Consider the following 19055-nt stretch of genomic DNA (forward strand, 5'->3'; position numbering starts at 1 on the left):
TTCAGTATTTACAACACTTGGGCCTAAATCCCGGGCAGCGGCGTTCGTAGTGTGCGATCAAGCGCCGGAATAGAGCCTTGGCACCCGACGCAGGTTGCAGAAGATCTGGTAGGGAATGGTCTCGGCGGCGGTCGCGATATCACTCGCGAGGATGTTTTTACCCCACAGCTCCACCGTGGAACCCAGGCCCGCTTCAGGCAGGTCGGTGAGGTCGATGCACAGCATGTCCATGGACACGCGCCCCAGCAACTGAGTGCGCTGCCCTGCCACCAGCACCGGCGTACCGGTCGGCGCATGGCGCGGGTAGCCATCGGCGTAACCCATGGCGACCACGCCGATGCGCATGGGTTTTGGCGTGATGAACTTGGCGCCATAGCCCACCGGCTCGCCGGCTGGCAGCTCGCGCACGCAGATGACTTTGGATTCCAGGGTCATCACCGGCTGCAAACGCGCGGCGATGGCCTGGTTTTCGCCAAACGGCGTCGCGCCGTAGAGCATGATGCCCGGGCGTACCCAATCGCTGGAGACATTCGGCCAACCCATTACCGCCGGCGAATTGCGCAGGCTGACCTCGGCCGACAAGCCCTGGCGCGCCGCGTCGAACACCGCTACTTGTTCATTGCTGCGCACGCAATCGAGCTCATCGGCGCGGGCGAAGTGGCTCATCAATACAATCTTGGCCACTTTGCCGCTGGCCAGCAGCCGCTGGTAGGCCTCGTGGTAATCCTTGGGATGCAGGCCGACGCGGTGCATGCCCGAATCCAGCTTGAGCCACACGGTGAGCGGCTTGCTCAACACGGCCTGTTCGATTGCCTCCAATTGCCACAGCGAATGCACCACGCACCAGAAATCGTGCTCGATGATCAGCGGCAACTCGTCGGCTTCAAAAAAACCTTCGAGCAGCAACACCGGCGCACGAATGCCGCCAGCGCGCAGCTCCAATGCCTCCTCGATGCAGGCCACGGCAAACCCATCCGCCTCGGCTTCCAACGCCTGGGCAACGCGAACGGCGCCATGGCCATAGGCATCCGCCTTGACCACGGCGAGGGCTTTTGCCCCGGTCACTTCACGGGCCAATTGGTAGTTGTGGCGCAGGGCTTCAAGGTCGATCAGGGCACGGGCAGGACGCATGGCGGCAGGCTTCTAGGCGGCAGAGTGAAGAAAAAACCGGCACCGACCAACCACTTCGGCACCGGGAGAGGGATCGTTGTTTAAGGCAGCGCGGCCACGACGGACAGCTCGACCAGGATTTGCGGCTCGCACAGCTTCGCCTCGACCGTGGCACGGGCCGGAGCGACGCCTTTGGGCAGCCACTTGTCCCATACCGCATTCATGCCGGCGAAATCGGCGTCGATGTCCTTCAGGTAAATCGTCACCGACAGCAGCTTGGTCTTGTCGGTACCGGCCAGGTCGAGCAGCCGCTCGATATTGGACAGGGTTTCACGGGTCTGCTGTTCAATCCCGGCATTCATGTCGTCGCCGACTTGCCCGGCCAGATACACGGTACCGCTGTGAACGACGATCTGGCTCATGCGCTCATTGGTGAGCTGGCGCTGGATTGACATGTTTTGCGGACTCCTGGTGGTTGCCATAACGGGAAATATCGAGACCTTCGGCGCTGATTTGCGGCGTTTTCTTCGCCATCAAATCAGCGAGCAAGCGACCGGAGCCACAGGCCATGGTCCAGCCGAGGGTGCCGTGGCCGGTATTCAGGAACAGGTTCTTGAACGGGGTGGCACCGACAATCGGCGTGCCGTCGGGGGTGGTCGGGCGCAGGCCGGTCCAGAATGTGGCTTCGGTCAAATCGCCGCCCTGAGGATAAAGGTCGTTGACGATCATCTCCAGGGTTTCGCGCCGACGCGGGTTAAGCGACAGGTCAAAACCGGCTATTTCAGCCATGCCGCCGACGCGGATGCGGTTGTCGAAACGGGTGATCGCGACCTTGTAGGTCTCGTCGAGAATGGTCGACGTCGGGGCCATCGCCGGATTGGTGATCGGCACGGTCAGCGAGTAACCCTTGAGCGGGTACACCGGGGCCTTGATCCCCAACGGCTTGAGCAACTTCGGCGAGTAGCTGCCCAGCGCCAGCACGTAGCGGTCGGCCGTTTCCAGCTTGCCGTCGATCCAGACACCGTTGATGCGGTCGCCGGCGTAGTCGAGGCGCTGGATGTCCTGTTCAAAACGGAACTCCACACCCAACTGCCTGCACATGTCGGCCAGGCGCGTCGTGAACATCTGGCAGTCGCCAGTCTGGTCGTTCGGCAGCCGCAGGGCACCGGCGAGGATATCGGTGACGCTGGCCAGGGCAGGTTCAACGCGGGCAATGCCGGCGCGATCGAGCAGTTCGAACGGAACGCCGGACTCCTTGAGGACCGCGATGTCCTTGGCAGCCCCATCCAACTGGGCCTGGGTGCGGAACAGCTGGGTAGTCCCCAGGCTGCGTCCTTCGTAGGCAATGCCAGTCTCGGCGCGCAATTCGTCGAGGCAATCGCGGCTGTACTCGGACAGGCGAACCATGCGCTCTTTGTTCACCGCATAACGGCTGGCGGTGCAATTGCGCAGCATCTGCGCCATCCACAGGTATTGATCGATATCGGCGGTGGCCTTGATGGCCAGGGGCGCGTGGCGCTGCAGCAGCCACTTGATGGCCTTGAGCGGCACGCCCGGTGCGGCCCATGGCGACGCATAACCTGGGGACACCTGGCCGGCGTTGGCGAAACTTGTCTCCATGGCCGCGGCGGGCTGGCGGTCGACGACAACCACCTCGAAACCGGCCCGAGCCAAATAGTAGGCACTGGTCACACCAATGACGCCGCTACCCAAGACCAGAACGCGCATTTTTATATCCTCATCACGGGCTTAGCCGCTGACGTGTGTTATTCGAGCAATGATGGGCGCAGTATAAAAAGCAATCGCCAGTGCATTTCACTATATAAATGCCTATATTTGGCGACAATTCTCGGCAAAAACCCTTTTCACAGAGGCGTATCCCCTATGCGTACCAACACCCAGACCAAGCGGGAGCTGGACAAGATCGACCGCAATATCCTGCGCATCCTGCAGACCGATGGGCGTATTTCGTTCACGGAGCTGGGAGAAAAGGTCGGGCTGTCGACCACGCCGTGCACCGAGCGGGTCCGTCGGCTGGAGCGTGAAGGGATCATCATGGGCTACAACGCACGGCTCAATCCGCAGCATTTGAAGGGGAGTTTGCTGGTATTTGTCGAGATCAGCCTGGATTACAAGTCCGGCGATACCTTTGAGGAGTTCCGCCGCGCCGTGCTGAAACTCCCCCACGTGCTGGAATGCCACCTGGTGTCAGGCGACTTCGACTACCTGGTAAAGGCGCGGATTTCCGAGATGGCCTCGTACCGCAAATTGCTCGGCGATATCCTGCTCAAGCTGCCCCACGTGCGGGAGTCGAAGAGCTATATCGTGATGGAAGAGGTGAAAGAGAGCCTGAACCTGCCGATCCCGGACTGACCTCACAGCGCAGATCACTGCAGGCGCCGGCTTGCCGGCGCTAGCGATTTTACCGTCGATATCTTCATCGCCAGGCCTGCGTCTACCGCTTGATCGGGTTACACCAGCACCTGCCGGGTGCTCGCCATGTATTCGTGGATCTGCTTCTCGACCCGCGGGTGAATCAGCTCCACCGGCCGCCGCCCATTCGGGCATGGCAAGGTCTTCGTCGTGCCGAACAGGCGACAGATCAGCGGGCGCTCGTCATACACGGTGCAGCCATTGGGGCCCAGGTGCACACAGTTCAACTCATCCATGGCCGCGTCCTGCTCGGCGGCGGTCTTGCGTGGCAGGCGCGACATTTCCTCGGGCGAAGTCGTCACCGGCCCACAGCAATCATGGCAACCGGGGACACACTCGAACGAAGGAATCTGTCGACGCAGCGCGCTGATTTTCTGACTGTTGCAACTCATCGAAACACGTACCGAACGGCGAATAGGCGTGGATTCTGACGCAAAACGCCCTGCGCAGACAGCTTCGTCCGACCGCTGTATCCTGCGTCAAATTTTCCAAACAGGGATGCTCCCGATGACTGCCAGCGCCCGGCACACCAATTCCTACTACGCCGCCAGCAGCGTGCCGCAGCCCGATTACCCGGTGTTGACGGGTGATGTGCGCGCCGATGTGTGCGTGGTCGGCGGTGGTTTTTCCGGGCTCAACACCGCCCTGGAGCTGGCCGAGCGCGGCTTCAGCGTGGTGTTGCTGGAAGCGCGCAAGATCGCCTGGGGCGCCAGTGGGCGCAATGGCGGCCAGCTGATTCGCGGCGTCGGCCACGGCCTGGAGCAATTCACCCCGATCATCGGCAGCGACGGCGTGCGCCAGATAAAGCTGATGGGCCTGGAAGCCGTGGAAATCGTGCGTGAACGCGTCGAGCGCTACCAGATCCCCTGCGACCTGACCTGGGGCTACTGCGACCTGGCCAACAAACCCCGGGACCTGCAAGGCCTCGCCGAAGACGCCGAAGAACTGCGCAGCCTGGGCTATCGCCACGAGGTGCGCCTGCTGCAAGCCGGCGAAATGGGCAGTGTGATCGGCTCCGGACGCTACGTGGGCGGCATGATCGACATGGGCTCCGGCCATCTGCACCCGCTGAACCTGGCGCTGGGTGAAGCCGCCGCCGCGCAGCAATTGGGCGTGAAGCTGTTCGAGCAGTCCGAAGTCACGCGGATCGACTACGGCCCTGAAGTCAACGTACACACCGCCCACGGCAATGTGCGCGCCAAGACCCTGGTATTGGCCTGCAATGCCTACCTCAATGGCCTCAACCCCCACTTGAGCGGCAAAGTGTTGCCCGCCGGCAGCTACATCATCGCCACCGAGCCGTTGAGCGAAGCCCAGGCCGCCGAGCTGTTGCCACAGAACATGGCGGTGTGCGACCAGCGCGTGACGGTGGATTACTTCCGCCTGTCCGCCGACCGTCGCCTGCTGTTCGGCGGTGCCTGCCACTATTCCGGACGCGATCCCAAGGATATCGGCGCCTATATGCGCCCGAAGATGTTGCAAGTGTTCCCCCAGCTGGCCGAGGCGAACATCGATTACCAGTGGGGCGGCATGATCGGTATCGGCGCCAACCGCCTGCCGCAGATCGGCCGGCTAGCCGATCAACCCAATGTGTATTACGCCCAGGCCTATGCGGGCCATGGCCTCAACGCCACGCACCTGGCGGGCAAGCTATTGGCCGAGGCCATCAGCGGCCAGCAACAGGGGCGTTTCGATCTGTTCGCCCAGGTGCCGCACATCACCTTCCCCGGCGGCAAGCACTTGCGCTCGCCGCTGCTGGCGCTGGGCATGCTCTGGCATCGCTTCAAAGAGCTGCTCTGATCAATCCCGCCAGAACGGTTTCAACCCCTCCTGGCGCGCCTGTTCAGCAGACAATCCGACATCACGCAATTGCTCGCGGGTCAGGTGCAGCAAGGCCTTGCGCGTGTGGCGGCGGTGCCAGAACAGACTCCAGCGGCCGATATCGCGCGGCGCCGTCGCCCGCTCCTGCCCTGCCTGCAATTCCTGACTGTGTAACATCAGTCGCACATCGCTCATGCCGTTCATTGTCTTGCCCCTCAATTGCCTGTTGCCATGAGTGACTAGAATGAGTGAGCGGGCAAAACCATTACAGATTCAACCAACTTTTATTAAATCCATACAGACACTGCCTATGCGCGGCTGAATCCTGTATTTTCCCCGTATCTGTACTGGTCTCCCGGGAGCGACCACAATGACGCTTTACATCAATCTCGCCGAACTGCTGGGCACGCGCATCGAGCAAGGCTTCTATCGCCCCGGTGATCGACTGCCCTCCGTGCGGGCCTTGAGCGTCGAACATGGGGTCAGCCTGAGCACCGTGCAGCAGGCGTATCGGATGCTCGAAGACAACGGCCTGGCCATGCCCAAGCCCAAGTCCGGCTACTTTGTACCGGTCAGCCGTGAGCTGCCGGCCTTGCCCGAGATCGGTCGCCCAGCCCAACGGCCGGTGGAGATTTCCCAGTGGGACCAGGTGCTCGAGCTGATTCGCGCAGTACCGCGCAAAGATGTCATACAGATGGGTCGCGGCATGCCGGATGTATTGTCGCCCACCCTGAAGCCGCTGCTGCGCAGCCTTGCACGCGTCAGCCGGCGCCAGGATCTGCCAGGGCTGTATTACGACAACATCCTTGGCTGTATGGAGCTGCGCGCGCAGATTGCGCGGCTGTCATTGGATTCCGGTTGCCAACTCACCGCCGAAGACATCGTGATCACCACCGGCTGCCATGAAGCGCTGTCGGCCAGCATCCACGCGATCTGCGAGCCGGGCGACATCGTCGCAGTGGACTCGCCGAGCTTTCACGGCGCCATGCAGACTCTCAAGGGCCTGGGCATGAAAGCCCTGGAAATCCCCACCGACCCGCTCACCGGGATCAGCCTCGAAGCCCTGGAACTGGCGCTGGAGCAGTGGCCGATCAAGGTCATCCAACTGACCCCCAACTGCAACAACCCGCTCGGTTACATCATGCCCGAGGCGCGCAAACGGGCGTTGCTGACCCTGGCCCAGCGTTTCGACGTGGCCATCATCGAAGATGATGTGTATGGCGAACTGGCCTACAGCTACCCGCGCCCGCGCACCATCAAATCCTTCGACGAAGACGGCCGCGTGCTGCTGTGCAGCTCGTTCTCGAAAACCCTCGCGCCGGGCCTGCGCATTGGCTGGGTCGCGCCGGGACGCTACCTCGAGCGGGTGCTGCACATGAAATACATCAGCACCGGCTCCACCGCCACCCAGCCGCAGATTGCGATTGCAGAGTTTCTCAAGGGCGGCCATTTCGAACCGCATTTGCGGCGGATGCGCACCCAATACCAGCGCAATCGCGACTTGATGCTTGATTGGGTCAGTCGTTATTTCCCGGCGGGTACCCGCGCCAGCCGCCCGCAAGGCAGCTTCATGCTGTGGGTCGAGCTGCCGGAAGGCTTCGATACGCTGAAGCTCAACCGCGTCCTGATGGAACAAGGCGTACAGGTGGCGGTAGGCAGTATCTTTTCTGCGTCCGGCAAGTACCGCAATTGCCTGCGCATGAACTACGCTGCCAAGCCAACCCCGCAGATCGAAGAAGCGGTACGCAAGGTCGGTGCCGCCGCAATCAAGATGCTTGCCGAGGTTGCAGACTGACCTTTCACCGAAAATAGCCGTCATATACCCACAACCGCCCTGACCTGGAAGCAGTGCCCTTGATGATTCGACGGCTTTTACCGTTTTTACTGCTGGGCGCCTTGACGCTGGGCGGCTGCGCAACCATCGATTCCCCGCGCATCCCCAGCGATGCCCTGCCCGCTGCGCAGTCTTCCTTCGGTCGCTCGATCCAGGCCCAGGCGGCGCCCTATCAAGGTCGCTCCGGCTTTCGCCTGCTGCCCAACAGCAGCGAAGCGTTCATGGCCCGCGCCGAGCTGATCCGCAATGCCCAGACCAGCCTCGACCTGCAGTACTACATCGTCCACGACGGCATCAGCACGCGGATGCTCGTGGATGAACTGCTCAAGGCCGCCGACCGTGGCGTGCGCGTGCGCATCCTGCTCGACGACACCACCAGCGACGGCCTCGACCAGATCATCGCCACCCTCGCCGCTCATCCCAAGATCGAGATCCGCCTGTTCAACCCTCTGCACCTGGGGCGCAGCACCGGTGTGACGCGGGCCATGGGGCGGCTGTTCAACCTGTCGCTGCAACACCGGCGCATGCATAACAAACTGTGGCTGGCAGATAACAGCGTGGCCATCGTCGGCGGGCGCAACCTGGGCGATGAGTATTTCGATGCCGAGCCCAACCTGAACTTCACCGACATCGACATGCTCAGCGTCGGGCCGGTGGCCGAGCAACTCGGCCACAGCTTCGACCAGTACTGGAACAGCGCGCTGAGCAAGCCCATCGACGACTTTGTCGCCAACACGCCGTCCAAAGGCGACCTGGCCGCTGCCCGTGTACGCCTGCAAGACTCCCTCGCCGAGTCGCGCCAGCAGAATCACGCGCTGTACAACCGCTTGCGCACCTACCAGACCCAGCCGCGCATGGACACCTGGCGCCGCGAGCTGATCTGGGCCTGGAACCAGGCGCTGTGGGACGCGCCGAGCAAGGTATTGGCCAAGGCCGATCCGGACCCGCGATTGCTGCTCACCACACAGCTGGCGCCGGAACTTGAGGGCGTCAATCACGAGCTGATGATGATTTCGGCGTACTTCGTGCCGGGGCAACCGGGCCTGGTGTACCTGACCGGGCGCGCCGACGCCGGCGTGTCGGTGAGCCTGCTCACCAACTCCCTGGAAGCCACCGACGTACCAGCCGTGCATGGCGGCTACGCGCCCTACCGCAAGGCGCTGCTGGAACATGGGGTGAAACTCTATGAACTGCGCCGCCAACCGGGCGACCCCAACGCAGGCAGTGGGCCGCACCTGTTCCGACGCGGCACCTTTCGCGGCTCGGACTCCAGCCTGCACAGCAAGGCGATGATCTTTGATCGCGAGAAGTCGTTTATCGGCTCGTTCAATTTCGACCCGCGCTCAGTGCTGTGGAACACCGAAGTCGGCGTGCTGGTAGACAGCCCCGAACTGGCGGAACACGTGCGCAACCTGGCGCTGCAAGGCATGGCGCCAGCCTTGAGCTATGAGGCGAAACTGCAGGACGGCAACGTGGTGTGGGTGACTGAAGATAATGGCCAGTTACACACAATCACCGAAGAACCCGGCAGTTGGTGGCGTCGCTTCAATGCCTGGTTCGCCACCTCGGTGGGGCTGGAACGCATGCTCTAAAACGACACAGATCAACTGTGGGCGCTGGCAAGCCAGCACCTACGGTGAATGCACTTCAAGTCAGGCCGGTTGTGCGGCGCCGAATGCACCTTGACGCAGCAACAGCACGACCAGGCCCAGCGAGCCCGCCGCCATCAGCAACGGCAGTGCATGCCCGCTGATCCACTGGCTGCCGGCACCGGCCACCAGAGGGCCGATCAGGCATCCGATCCCCCACAGCTGCGCCACGTGGGCATTGGCGCGCACCAGCGCGTCATCGCGGTAGCGCTCGCCGATCAGGATCAGCGACAGCGTGAACAACCCGCCGGCACTCGCCCCGAACAGCACCCACACCGGCCAGATCAGCGGCGTGTGCATCAACAGCGGAATCGCCAGGCTCGAAACCAGCAACAGCAGCGCACAACCCAGGAACAGCGCGCGCCGTGGCAGGTAATCGGCCAACGCGCCGATGGGCAACTGCAGCAACGCATCGCCGACCACCACCGTGCTGACCATCGCCAGGGCAATCTCGGCAGTGAAGCCCTGTTGCAGGCAATACACCGGCAGCAGGGTGAGAATCATCGCCTCGAAGGCGGCGAACAGTGCCACCGCCCAGGCAATCGCCGGCAGGCTCAGGCAGAAGCGCCAAAGGTCGCCGAAGGTCACGCTGAACGAATCGGCGGTCGGCGCGCCGGAGCGTCCCAGCAACAGCAACGGCGCGACCATCAACAAGCCGACGCCGACCCAGAAACCGTAGTCATGGTCTGTGCCAATCAGGCCCAGCAGCAACGGCCCCGACAGTTGGCTCAAGGCATAACTGCAGCCATACAGGGCCACCAGGCGACCGCGCCACTGCTCCACCACCAACTGGTTGATCCAGCTTTCACCGAGAATGAACACGATGGTCAGGATCACCCCGATCATCAGGCGCAGCACCAGCCACACCGGGTAGCTGGGCAGTATCGCCAGCAAGCCGATAGACACCGCGCCGGCCCACAGGCACAGGCGCATGAGGTTGGCGGTGCCCAGCCACGCGGCCAGCCGGCTGGAGACTTTCGCACCCAGCAGCACGCCGAAGGCCGGCATCGCCGCCATCACGCCGATGGCAAAACTGCCATAGCCCCAGCCCTCCAGGCGCAGGGATACCAACGGCATGCTCACGCCCAGCGCCAGGCCGACGCTGAGCACCGAGGCCAGCACGGCGAAGTAAGTCGCCCAACGCATGTCCACGCTCCTGTGGATAATTTTCGAGTTCACACAAAGCAGCGTGGGAGCGGGCTTATGTGGGAGCCGGGCTCGCCCGCGACGCAGGCACCTCGGTTTTTCAGTTGCACCGAGGTGATGCTATCGCCGGCAAGCCAGCGCCTACACAAGCCGGCTCCCACATTTGGCCGGCGGTGTTGCCTACAGGCTTACAGCTTGATCCAGGTCGCCTTCAGCTCGGTGTACTTGTCGAACGCGTGCAGCGACTTGTCGCGACCATTGCCCGACTGCTTGAAACCACCAAACGGTGCAGTCATGTCGCCGCCATCGTACTGGTTGACCCACACGCTACCGGCGCGCAGGGCTTTGGCAGTCAGGTGCGCCTTGGAGATATCCGCCGTCCACACCGCTGCGGCCAGGCCGTATTGGGTGTCGTTGGCGATGGCGATCGCCTCTTCAGCGCTGTCGAAGGTGATCACCGAGAGCACCGGGCCAAAAATTTCTTCCTGGGCGATCTTCATGGCGTTGGTCACACCGTCGAAAATCGTCGGCTCGACGTAGGTGCCGCCGGTTTCTTCCAGGGTGCGCTTGCCGCCCGCCACCAGCTTGGCGCCGTCAGCATGGCCGGCTTCGATGTACGAGAGCACGGTGTTCATCTGCTGGGTGTCCACCAATGCGCCGACGTTGGTCGCCGGGTCCAGCGGATTGCCCGGCTTCCAGCCTTTGAGGGCCTCGATTACCAGCGGCAGGAATTTATCCTTGATGGAGCGCTCGACGAGCAGGCGCGAACCCGCGGTGCAGACTTCGCCCTGGTTGAAGGCGATCGCCCCGGCGGCGGATTCGGCGGCGGCTTGCAGGTCCGGCGCATCGGCAAACACGATGTTCGGGCTCTTGCCACCGGCTTCCAGCCACACGCGCTTCATGTTCGACTCGCCGGAGCGGATCAACAGCTGCTTGGCGATCTTGGTGGAACCGGTGAACACCAGAGTGTCGACGTCCATGTGCAGCGCCAGCGCGTTGCCCACTGTATGGCCGTAGCCCGGCAGCACGTTGAAAACGCCTTTCGGAATACCGGCTTCAACGGCCAGGGCCGCGATGCGAATGGCGGTCAGCGGGGACTTTTCGGACGGCTTGAGGATGACCGAGTTACCGGTGGACAGCGCCGGGCCGAGTTTCCAGCAGGCCATCATCAGCGGGAAGTTCCACGGCACGATGGCACCGACCACGCCCACTGGCTCGCGGGTCACCAGGCCCAGTTGATCGTGCGGGGTGGCGGCGACTTCGTCGTAGATCTTGTCGATCGCCTCGCCGCTCCAGCTCAGCGCGTTGGCAGCGCCGGGCACGTCGATGCCGAGGGAGTCACTGATGGGCTTGCCCATGTCGAGGGTTTCGAGCAGCGCCAGCTCTTCGGCATTGTCCTTGAGCAGCGCGGCGAAACGAATCATCGCGGCTTTGCGCTTGGCCGGTGCAAGGCGCGACCACACACCGGAATTGAAGGTGGCGCGGGCATTTTCTACCGCACGCTGGGCGTCGGCGACGTCACAGCTGGCAACGGTGGCCAGCAGGCGGCCATCGACCGGGCTGATGCATTCGAAGGTGTCGCCGGAAGCGGCGGCGGTGTATTCGCCGTTGATGTAGGCGCGACCTTCGATCTTCAGATCCTTGGCGCGTTGTTCCCAGTCGGCACGGGTCAGGGTGGTCATGCGAGTGTCCTCCTCTTATTGAATACAAGGGCCAGGTGATGTCCCCCGGCAGCCTCAAAGAATTCTTGCCCGGCCAGCCTGCTGTTCGGCTCAAGGCGGCTACCACCCTAAACCAGCGGCTGGGGATGTTTCAATATATTTGACATAACGCCGGTAAACGCCCTTGCGATGTTCATTTTAATAAACATAGACTTTGGGCTCTCCAACCGCAGGCCAGACGGGACACGCACATGAGCATCCAGGACATCGTCGACTTCAGCCAGGCCAATACCGCCCCAGACCGCTACCGCCCCGCCGCGGAAAAAATCCTCAAGGGCGACCCCGAACAAACGATCTACAACCACTACAACAGCCCGTGCGGCCAGATGAGTGCCGGGGTCTGGGAAGGTGAAGTCGGGCAATGGAAGGTCAACTACACCGAGCACGAGTACTGCGAGATCGTGCAGGGTGTTTCCGTGCTGCGCGATGCCGAGGGCAACGCCAAGACCTTGCGCGCCGGCGACCGATTCGTGATCCCCGCCGGCTTCAGCGGCACTTGGGAAGTGCTGGAGCCGTGCCGCAAGATCTACGTGGTGTTCGAGCAGAAAGCCTGATCCGGCAAATCCGAGGCAAAAAAAAGCCCGTATCGTGAGATACGGGCTTTTTCACAAGGAGGAAAATCAATTACTTGATTTTGCCTTCTTTGTAGATCACGTGCTTGCGAACGCGCGGGTCGAACATTTTCTTTTCGAGCTTGTCCGGGGTAGTACGCTTGTTCTTGTCGGTAGTGTAGAAGTGACCAGTACCGGCGCTAGAGATCATTCGAATCAATTCACGCATGATAGAGCTCCTTAGATCTTGCCAGCGGCGCGGATTTCGGCCAGCACGACAGTAATGCCACGCTTGTCGATGATGCGCATGCCTTTGGCGGATACGCGCAGGCGTACAAAACGTTTCTCTTCTTCAACCCAGAAGCGGTGATGCTGCAGGTTCGGCAGGAAACGACGACGGGTTTTGTTATTTGCGTGGGAAATGTTATTCCCAGTCACCGGACCCTTACCGGTAACTTGACAGACTCTCGACATGCCTCAGCCCTCTAAAACCACATGCCCAACCCGGCATGGGTTGGCCGCTTAATCTCTCAGTCATTTGGCGCCAGGCGCCGCGTTTCTTTAGGGTCTTACCGGCTACACCTACAAGCGAAGGAACCGGGCCCCTAGAAAAGAGCGCTGCTTTATACCAGAAAGACCCCAGTGCAACAACAGCCCGTGTGTTTTTCCCGGCGTAAATCTCGGCGACAGACGCCCGAACCGTTGCCAGGAGGGGCCGCTGCAACAGCCGACCGCTCGTCGCACAGAATGATTTACAGCGGCATTGCGCGCGGCAAAGCGCACGACGAAACACGCTGAGGCGCCATCAAAACAGCATTTGAGGCAAAAGCACAGGCAAAAATGGGCTAGTCATTTATCCGGCAGACCACTACGGTAGGACTTTTCCAGACTGCACTCGCAGATGGGCCTTCGATCTGCAAAGGAAACCGAACATGCGCCTCGCTGCCCTACCGCTATTGCTAGCCCCTCTATTTATCGCGCCGCTGGCATCTGCCGCCAGCAACCTGAGCGTCTGCACCGAGGCCAGCCCCGAAGGGTTTGATGTGGTGCAATACAACTCGTTGACCACCACCAACGCCTCGGCCGACGTGCTGATGAACCGCCTGGTGGACTACGACGCCGCCAGCGGCAAACTGGTGCCCAGCCTGGCGGACAGCTGGGAAGTCTCGCCAGACGGCCTGACCTACACGTTCAAGCTGCACCCGGAGGTGAAATTCCATCGCACCGACTACTTCACCCCAAGCCGCACACTGACCGCCGAAGACGTGCGTTTCAGCTTCGAGCGCATGCTCGACCCGGCCAACCCATGGCACCAGATCGCCCAGAGCGGTTTCCCGCATGCGCAGTCCCTGCAATTGCCCACGCTGGTGAAGAAGATCGACGCCCTCGACCCGCTGACCGTGCGCTTTACCCTGGACCACGCCGACTCCACCTTCCTCGCTGCCCTGAGCATGGGCTTTGCCTCTATCTACCCGGCCGAATACGCCGACAAACTGCTCAAGGCCGGCACCCCGGAAAAACTCAACAGCCAGCCAATCGGTACCGGCCCGTTTATCTTCAGCCGTTTCCAGAAAGACGCCGTGGTGCGCTACAAGGCCAACCCGGACTACTTCGCCGGCAAACCGGCTGTGGATAACTTGATCTTCGCCATTACCCCGGACGCCAACGTGCGCCTGCAGAAATTGCACCGCGATGAATGCCAGATCGCCCTGTCGCCCAAGCCCCTGGATGTCGGCGAGGCCGAGAAGGATCCCGCACTCAAGGTGGAAAAGACTGCCGCGTTCATGACCGCCTTCGTCGCCATCAACAGCCAGCACCCACCGCTGGACAAGCCCGAAGTGCGCCAGGCGATCAACCTGGCCTTCGACAAGGCCAGCTACCTCAAGGCCGTGTTTGAAGGCACCGCCGAAGCCGCCAACGGCCCCTACCCGCCCAACACCTGGAGCTACGCCAAGGACCTGCCGGGTTATCCACAGGACCTCGCCAAGGCCAAGGCACTGCTGGATCGCGCCGGCCTCAAGGACGGCTTCAAGACCACGATCTGGACACGCCCCACCGGCAGCCTGCTGAACCCCAACCCTAACCTCGGCGCGCAATTGCTGCAGGCTGACCTGGCCAAGGTCGGCATCCAGGCCGAGATTCGCGTGATCGAATGGGGCGAACTGATTCGCCGCGCCAAGGCCGGCGAGCACGACCTGCTGTTCATGGGCTGGGCCGGCGACAACGGCGACCCGGATAACTTCCTGACTCCGCAGTTCTCGTGCGCGGCGGTAAAATCCGGCACCAACTTCGCCCGCTACTGCGACCCGGCGCTGGACAAGCTGATCAGCGCCGGCAAGACCACCAACGAGCAAGGCGTGCGCAGCAAGCTGTATCAGCAGGCCCAGGCACAGATCCAGCAGCAGGCACTGTGGCTACCGCTGGCACACCCGACGGCGTTTGCCCTGGCGCGCAAGAACGTCGAGGGATACCAGGTGAGCCCGTTCGGGCGCCAGGATTTCTCCAAGGTCAGCGTGAAACCTTGACCATCCTCTTGTAGAAGCCGAGTTGCCGACGATGGCGTCCGTTAAATCCCTGGTGATTTTGCGGATGTCATCGCCAGCACGCCGGCGCCTGCTGAAAGCGCCTACATCCATCCATATTCGGCCATCGACAGTGGGTCGCCATCGCCCACGATGATGTGATCCAGCACCCGCACATCCACCACCTCCAGGGCTTTTTGCAGCAGCTTGGTCAATTTTCGATCAGCCGCGCTGGGCTCCACGCTCCCCGATGGATGGTTGTGGCACAAGATCAAGGCCGCAGCGTTGTACGCCAGGGCGCGCTTCACCACCTGCCGGGGATAAACGGTCGCGGCGTCGATAGTGCCCTGGGACAGCGCCTCGAAACCCAGCACCCGGTGCTTTGAATCCAGGAACAGGCAGCCGAAGATCTCGTGGGGTTCATGACGCAACAGGGCCTTGAGGTAATCGCGCACCGCCACCGGATTTTCCAGCACCGAGTCGCTGCGCAGCCGCTCGGCCAGATGCCGTCGGGACATTTCCAGCACGGCCTGCAATTGCGCAAACTTCGCCGGGCCGAGGCCCAGATGCTGGCTGAACAGCGTCTGGCTGGCTTCCAGCAGCGGGCGCAGACCGCCAAATTGCGCCAACAGATGGCGCGCCAGGTCCACTGCACTCCTGCCAGAAACCCCGGTCCGCAGGAAGATTGCCAGCAACTCGGCGTCGGACAGACTCGCCGCCCCCCACTCCAGAAGTTTCTCCCGCGGCCGTTCTGCCAATGGCCAATCGCGAATACTCATCTCACCTCCCTCTCCCTATGCGCCACATGTACGCCGCTGTTGCACGGCAGGCGCTGTGTTATCGTAGGCCCTCTTTTTTGCATGCGATTTCACCTGGGGAGGGGGCATCGCACGCGTCACTGAACTGGCATCACTGAACTGGAAAGGCAAACCAATGCAGCGTCTGTATCGGAAACGCATCGTTCTCGGCGTCGGCGGCGGCATTGCCGCCTACAAGAGCGCAGAGCTGGTCCGCCGGCTCCTGGACCAGGGCGCCGAAGTGCGCGTGGTCATGACCCGCGGCGGCAGTGAGTTCATCACCCCGCTGACCATGCAGGCCTTGTCCGGGCACCCGGTTCACCTGGACCTGCTGGACCCGGCAGCCGAAGCTGCCATGGGCCATATCGAGCTGGCCAAATGGGCCGACCTGGTACTGATCGCCCCGGCCACTGCCGACCTGATCGCCCGCCTGGCCCAGGGCATCGCCGATGACCTGCTGACCACCCTGGTACTGGCCACCGACGCCACCGTCGCCATCGCCCCGGCCATGAACCAGGCCATGTGGCGCGACCCGGCCACCCAAGCCAATACTCAACTCCTGCAAAGCCGTGGCCTCAAGGTGTTCGGCCCGGCCTCCGGCAGCCAGGCCTGCGGCGACGTCGGCATGGGCCGCATGCTCGAAGCCACTGACCTGGCGCTGTGCGCCGCCGAGTGCTTCCAGCACCTGGCCCTGACCGGCAAGCACGTGCTGATCACCGCCGGCCCGACCCAGGAAAACATCGACCCGGTGCGCTACATCACCAACCATAGCTCAGGAAAAATGGGCTTCGCACTGGCCGAAGCCGCGGTCGAGGCAGGCGCACGCGTCACCCTGATCACCGGTCCGGTGCATTTGCCGACCCCCGATCGCGTCACGCGAATCGACGTAGTCAGCGCGCGGGACATGCTGGCGGCCTGCGAGGCGGCCATTCCCTGTGATTTGTTTATCGCTTCCGCTGCGGTTGCAGACTACCGCCCGGAAGTCGTCGCCCCGCAAAAGCTCAAGAAAGACCCTACGAGCGGTGACGGCCTGCTCCTGCAAATGGTGCGTAACCCGGACATCCTGGCCACCATCGCCACGCGTGCGGACCGTCCGTTCAGCGTCGGCTTTGCCGCCGAGACCGAGCACCTGCTGGACTACGCCGCACGCAAACTGAAAGACAAAAACCTCGACCTGATCGTTGCCAATGATGTCGCCAACCCGAGCATCGGCTTCAACAGCGAGGAAAATGCCATCAGCGTGATCGACCGCGAGTTGCACGCCACCGTTTTCGCCCAGACCAGCAAGGGCAAGATTGCCCGCCAACTGATCTCTTTTATCGCCCAACGGCTGAACCAGGTTTAATTTCCATGCACGCTTTGCAAGCCAAGATCCTCGACCCACGCATCGGCACCGACTTCCCACTGCCGGCCTACGCCACCCCGGGCTCCGCCGGCCTGGACCTGCGCGCCATGCTCAAGGAAGACACCGTCCTCGAGCCGGGCCAGACCATCCTGATTCCCACCGGCCTGTCGATCTACGTCGGCGACCCAGGCCTGGCGGCGCTGATCCTGCCGCGTTCCGGCCTGGGCCACAAACACGGGATCGTGCTGGGTAACCTGGTCGGCCTGATCGACTCCGACTACCAAGGCGAGCTGATGGTGTCGTGCTGGAACCGTGGCCAGACCGCGTTCAACATCGCGGTCGGCGAGCGCATTGCCCAACTGGTGCTGGTGCCCGTGGTGCAGGCGCATTTCGAACTGGTTGAGCAATTCGATGAAACACAACGTGGCGCAGGGGGGTTTGGGCATTCCGGCAGTCACTGACTAAGCTGATTCTGGCCGGGCGTCACTGCCCGGCTCGACGCCCACCGCAAGGCTTTTCAGGACGAAGAATGCGCGGACTTAATCATCAAGATTTCCCCTTTGAAATCAATGCATTACGGCATAGAACAGTCGGATCGCAAGCGCCGATGGCATTTTTGCACCACGAACTCTCTGCCGAAAACACCGTCATACCCTTCAGTTTGAGCCTGCCGGTCCGCCACTTTAAGGCCAGCCTTGCCCCCTTCAGATGGAGTTTCCCCCCGCGATGAGTACCGCAGCCCGAGTAGCCCCGACATTCCCCGACAGCATCTTTCGCGCCTATGACATCCGTGGCGTAGTGCCCAAGACCCTGACCGCCGAAACCGCCTACTGGATCGGCCGCGCCATCGGCTCCCAGAGCCTGGCCCAGGGTGAGCCCAATGTTTCGGTCGGCCGTGACGGTCGCCTGTCCGGCCCGGAGCTGGTGGAGCAACTGATCCAGGGCCTGGCCGACAGCGGCTGCCATGTCAGCGACGTCGGCCTGGTGCCCACGCCTGCGCTGTACTACGCCGCCAACGTGCTGGCCGGCAAGTCCGGCGTGATGCTGACCGGCAGCCATAACCCGTCTGACTACAACGGTTTCAAAATCGTCATCGCGGGCGACACCCTCGCCAACGAACAGATCCAGGCCCTGCATCAGCGCCTGAAGACCAACGACCTGACCAGCGGCAAAGGCAGCATCACCCGGGTAGACATCCTCCAGCGCTACTCCGATGAAATCACCCGCGACGTCAAACTCGCGCGCCGCCTGAAAGTCGTGGTGGACTGCGGCAACGGTGCAGCCGGCGTGATCGCCCCGCAACTGCTCGAAGCCCTGAACTGCGAAGTGATCCCGCTGTTCTCCGATGTCGACGGCCACTTCCCCAACCACCACCCGGACCCCGGCAAGCCTGAAAACCTGGTCGACCTGATCGCCAAGGTCAAGGAAACCGGCGCCGACGTCGGCCTGGCCTTCGACGGCGACGGCGACCGCGTGGGCGTGGTGACCGAAACCGGCGAAATCGTGTTCCCGGACCGCCTGCTGATGCTCTTCGCCCGTGACGTGGTGGCGCGCAATCCCAACGCCGAGATCATTTTCGACGTCAAGTGCACCCGCCGTCTCACCCCGCTGATCAAGGAATATGGCGGCCGCCCGCTAATGTGGAAGACCGGTCACTCGTTGATCAAAAAGAAAATGAAGGAAACCGGCGCCCTGTTGGCCGGCGAAATGAGCGGTCACGTATTCTTCAAGGAACGCTGGTTCGGCTTTGACGACGGCATTTACAGTGCTGCGCGCCTGCTGGAGATCCTCAGCAAGGAAAAATCCACCGCGCAAGGGCTGTTTGAGACCTTCCCGAACGATATTTCTACGCCAGAGATCAATATCCATGTGACCGAGGAGAGCAAATTCAGCATCATTGACGCACTGCACGATGCGCAATGGGGTGAAGGCGCCAACCTGACCACCATTGATGGTGTGCGAGTCGATTACGCCAAAGGCTGGGGCCTGGTGCGCGCATCCAACACCACACCGGTGCTGGTGTTGCGCTTCGAGGCGGATACCGAGGCTGAGTTGCAGCGCATCAAGGACGTGTTCCACGCCCAGTTGAAACGTGTTGCCCCTGATCTCCAATTACCGTTCTGATT

At 62.2% G+C, this 19055-nt stretch carries 18 protein-coding genes and 1 pseudogene; 9 read left to right on the forward strand and 10 right to left on the reverse strand.

Annotated features, from left to right (window positions below):
• Positions 1 to 57 precede the first annotated feature (57 nt).
• From alr to dadA, 3 genes are all read right to left on the reverse strand, one after another.
• A complete protein-coding gene (gene alr / locus BBG20_RS09295) occupies positions 58 to 1131 on the reverse strand; it encodes an alanine racemase (protein WP_065902462.1) in 1074 nt (357 codons plus the stop codon).
• An 80-nt stretch (positions 1132 to 1211) separates the two neighbouring features.
• A complete protein-coding gene (locus BBG20_RS09300; RefSeq protein WP_065902464.1) occupies positions 1212 to 1565 on the reverse strand; it encodes a RidA family protein in 354 nt (117 codons plus the stop codon).
• Complete coding sequence (gene dadA / locus BBG20_RS09305) at positions 1537 to 2838, reverse strand: D-amino acid dehydrogenase (protein WP_024078084.1); 1302 nt, start codon at positions 2836 to 2838, stop codon at positions 1537 to 1539. The genes BBG20_RS09300 and dadA overlap by 29 nt, the downstream gene beginning before the upstream one ends.
• Positions 2839 to 2994: 156 nt before the next feature.
• On the opposite strand from dadA, the gene BBG20_RS09310 reads away from it, so the two are divergent.
• Positions 2995 to 3483 carry an Lrp/AsnC ligand binding domain-containing protein gene (locus BBG20_RS09310; protein WP_003176896.1) on the forward strand — a complete coding sequence of 163 codons (489 nt, stop codon included), beginning with the start codon at positions 2995 to 2997 and terminating at the stop codon, positions 3481 to 3483.
• A 98-nt stretch (positions 3484 to 3581) separates the two neighbouring features.
• Here BBG20_RS09310 and BBG20_RS09315 read toward each other — a convergent pair whose 3' ends face one another.
• Positions 3582 to 3935: a YkgJ family cysteine cluster protein gene (locus BBG20_RS09315; RefSeq protein ID WP_016975913.1), complete on the reverse strand. Its 354-nt coding sequence runs from the start codon at positions 3933 to 3935 to the stop codon at positions 3582 to 3584.
• Between the two features lie 115 nt (positions 3936 to 4050).
• On the opposite strand from BBG20_RS09315, the gene BBG20_RS09320 reads away from it, so the two are divergent.
• Positions 4051 to 5343 (forward strand): NAD(P)/FAD-dependent oxidoreductase, encoded by a 1293-nt coding sequence (locus BBG20_RS09320; protein ID WP_065902466.1) that lies wholly within the window; start codon positions 4051 to 4053, stop codon positions 5341 to 5343.
• On the opposite strand, the gene BBG20_RS09325 is transcribed toward BBG20_RS09320, so the two are convergent.
• Positions 5344 to 5568: a DUF1127 domain-containing protein gene (locus BBG20_RS09325; protein WP_065902467.1), complete on the reverse strand. Its 225-nt coding sequence runs from the start codon at positions 5566 to 5568 to the stop codon at positions 5344 to 5346. It lies immediately after the preceding gene.
• A gap of 166 nt (positions 5569 to 5734) precedes the next feature.
• Between BBG20_RS09325 and BBG20_RS09330 the strand changes: the two genes are divergently transcribed.
• A complete protein-coding gene (locus BBG20_RS09330) occupies positions 5735 to 7159 on the forward strand; it encodes an aminotransferase-like domain-containing protein (protein WP_065902472.1) in 1425 nt (474 codons plus the stop codon).
• A gap of 62 nt (positions 7160 to 7221) precedes the next feature.
• Positions 7222 to 8790, forward strand: a complete 1569-nt coding sequence (locus BBG20_RS09335) for a phospholipase D family protein (RefSeq protein ID WP_065902474.1) — start codon at positions 7222 to 7224, stop codon at positions 8788 to 8790.
• Between the two features lie 60 nt (positions 8791 to 8850).
• Here BBG20_RS09335 and BBG20_RS09340 read toward each other — a convergent pair whose 3' ends face one another.
• Both BBG20_RS09340 and BBG20_RS09345 read right to left on the reverse strand, forming a co-directional pair.
• A complete protein-coding gene (locus BBG20_RS09340; RefSeq protein ID WP_065902476.1) occupies positions 8851 to 9993 on the reverse strand; it encodes an MFS transporter in 1143 nt (380 codons plus the stop codon).
• A 188-nt stretch (positions 9994 to 10181) separates the two neighbouring features.
• On the reverse strand, positions 10182 to 11675 hold the full coding sequence (locus BBG20_RS09345) for an aldehyde dehydrogenase (protein WP_065902478.1): 1494 nt from the start codon (positions 11673 to 11675) through the stop codon (positions 10182 to 10184).
• Positions 11676 to 11905: 230 nt separating this feature from the next.
• Between BBG20_RS09345 and BBG20_RS09350 the strand changes: the two genes are divergently transcribed.
• The gene (locus BBG20_RS09350; protein ID WP_065902480.1) at positions 11906 to 12268 is read left to right on the forward strand and encodes a cupin domain-containing protein; all 363 of its coding nucleotides are present in this window, start codon (positions 11906 to 11908) and stop codon (positions 12266 to 12268) included.
• 70 nt (positions 12269 to 12338) lie between these two features.
• Here BBG20_RS09350 and rpmG read toward each other — a convergent pair whose 3' ends face one another.
• Together rpmG and rpmB are read right to left on the reverse strand one after the other, a co-directional pair.
• Complete coding sequence (rpmG, locus tag BBG20_RS09355) at positions 12339 to 12494, reverse strand: 50S ribosomal protein L33 (RefSeq protein WP_003176906.1); 156 nt, start codon at positions 12492 to 12494, stop codon at positions 12339 to 12341.
• Between the two features lie 11 nt (positions 12495 to 12505).
• Positions 12506 to 12739, reverse strand: coding sequence for a 50S ribosomal protein L28 (rpmB, locus tag BBG20_RS09360; RefSeq protein WP_003176907.1), 234 nt, complete (start codon positions 12737 to 12739; stop codon positions 12506 to 12508).
• A 458-nt stretch (positions 12740 to 13197) separates the two neighbouring features.
• Here rpmB and BBG20_RS09365 point away from each other — a divergent pair, with 458 nt between their 5' ends.
• Positions 13198 to 14790: an ABC transporter substrate-binding protein gene (locus tag BBG20_RS09365; protein WP_065902482.1), complete on the forward strand. Its 1593-nt coding sequence runs from the start codon at positions 13198 to 13200 to the stop codon at positions 14788 to 14790.
• A 101-nt stretch (positions 14791 to 14891) separates the two neighbouring features.
• On the opposite strand, the gene radC is transcribed toward BBG20_RS09365, so the two are convergent.
• On the reverse strand, positions 14892 to 15566 hold the full coding sequence (radC, locus tag BBG20_RS09370) for a RadC family protein (protein ID WP_065902483.1): 675 nt from the start codon (positions 15564 to 15566) through the stop codon (positions 14892 to 14894).
• 154 nt (positions 15567 to 15720) lie between these two features.
• Here radC and coaBC point away from each other — a divergent pair, with 154 nt between their 5' ends.
• The 3 genes and pseudogenes from coaBC to BBG20_RS09385 all read left to right on the forward strand — a co-directional run.
• On the forward strand, positions 15721 to 16929 hold the full coding sequence (gene coaBC / locus BBG20_RS09375) for a bifunctional phosphopantothenoylcysteine decarboxylase/phosphopantothenate--cysteine ligase CoaBC (RefSeq protein WP_010207499.1): 1209 nt from the start codon (positions 15721 to 15723) through the stop codon (positions 16927 to 16929).
• A gap of 5 nt (positions 16930 to 16934) precedes the next feature.
• The gene (gene dut / locus BBG20_RS09380; protein ID WP_065902484.1) at positions 16935 to 17390 is read left to right on the forward strand and encodes a dUTP diphosphatase; all 456 of its coding nucleotides are present in this window, start codon (positions 16935 to 16937) and stop codon (positions 17388 to 17390) included.
• Between the two features lie 241 nt (positions 17391 to 17631).
• Positions 17632 to 19053: pseudogene (locus tag BBG20_RS09385) on the forward strand (phosphomannomutase/phosphoglucomutase); the annotation flags it as partial.
• Positions 19054 to 19055 lie beyond the last annotated feature (2 nt).

The organism is Pseudomonas aylmerensis (assembly GCF_001702265.1).
Classification (GTDB): Bacteria; Pseudomonadota; Gammaproteobacteria; order Pseudomonadales; family Pseudomonadaceae; genus Aquipseudomonas; species Aquipseudomonas aylmerensis.

What these genes read in the sequence shown, in the direction of transcription:
- alr (WP_065902462.1), bottom strand. Translation starts at nt 1,131, where the DNA reads ATGCGTCCTGCCCGTGCCCTGATCGACCTTGAAGCCCTGCGCCACAAC.
- BBG20_RS09300 (WP_065902464.1), bottom strand. Translation starts at nt 1,565, where the DNA reads ATGTCAATCCAGCGCCAGCTCACCAATGAGCGCATGAGCCAGATCGTC.
- dadA (WP_024078084.1), bottom strand. Translation starts at nt 2,838, where the DNA reads ATGCGCGTTCTGGTCTTGGGTAGCGGCGTCATTGGTGTGACCAGTGCC.
- BBG20_RS09310 (WP_003176896.1), top strand. Translation starts at nt 2,995, where the DNA reads ATGCGTACCAACACCCAGACCAAGCGGGAGCTGGACAAGATCGACCGC.
- BBG20_RS09315 (WP_016975913.1), bottom strand. Translation starts at nt 3,935, where the DNA reads ATGAGTTGCAACAGTCAGAAAATCAGCGCGCTGCGTCGACAGATTCCT.
- BBG20_RS09320 (WP_065902466.1), top strand. Translation starts at nt 4,051, where the DNA reads ATGACTGCCAGCGCCCGGCACACCAATTCCTACTACGCCGCCAGCAGC.
- BBG20_RS09325 (WP_065902467.1), bottom strand. Translation starts at nt 5,568, where the DNA reads ATGAACGGCATGAGCGATGTGCGACTGATGTTACACAGTCAGGAATTG.
- BBG20_RS09330 (WP_065902472.1), top strand. Translation starts at nt 5,735, where the DNA reads ATGACGCTTTACATCAATCTCGCCGAACTGCTGGGCACGCGCATCGAG.
- BBG20_RS09335 (WP_065902474.1), top strand. Translation starts at nt 7,222, where the DNA reads ATGATTCGACGGCTTTTACCGTTTTTACTGCTGGGCGCCTTGACGCTG.
- BBG20_RS09340 (WP_065902476.1), bottom strand. Translation starts at nt 9,993, where the DNA reads ATGCGTTGGGCGACTTACTTCGCCGTGCTGGCCTCGGTGCTCAGCGTC.
- BBG20_RS09345 (WP_065902478.1), bottom strand. Translation starts at nt 11,675, where the DNA reads ATGACCACCCTGACCCGTGCCGACTGGGAACAACGCGCCAAGGATCTG.
- BBG20_RS09350 (WP_065902480.1), top strand. Translation starts at nt 11,906, where the DNA reads ATGAGCATCCAGGACATCGTCGACTTCAGCCAGGCCAATACCGCCCCA.
- rpmG (WP_003176906.1), bottom strand. Translation starts at nt 12,494, where the DNA reads ATGCGTGAATTGATTCGAATGATCTCTAGCGCCGGTACTGGTCACTTC.
- rpmB (WP_003176907.1), bottom strand. Translation starts at nt 12,739, where the DNA reads ATGTCGAGAGTCTGTCAAGTTACCGGTAAGGGTCCGGTGACTGGGAAT.
- BBG20_RS09365 (WP_065902482.1), top strand. Translation starts at nt 13,198, where the DNA reads ATGCGCCTCGCTGCCCTACCGCTATTGCTAGCCCCTCTATTTATCGCG.
- radC (WP_065902483.1), bottom strand. Translation starts at nt 15,566, where the DNA reads ATGAGTATTCGCGATTGGCCATTGGCAGAACGGCCGCGGGAGAAACTT.
- coaBC (WP_010207499.1), top strand. Translation starts at nt 15,721, where the DNA reads ATGCAGCGTCTGTATCGGAAACGCATCGTTCTCGGCGTCGGCGGCGGC.
- dut (WP_065902484.1), top strand. Translation starts at nt 16,935, where the DNA reads ATGCACGCTTTGCAAGCCAAGATCCTCGACCCACGCATCGGCACCGAC.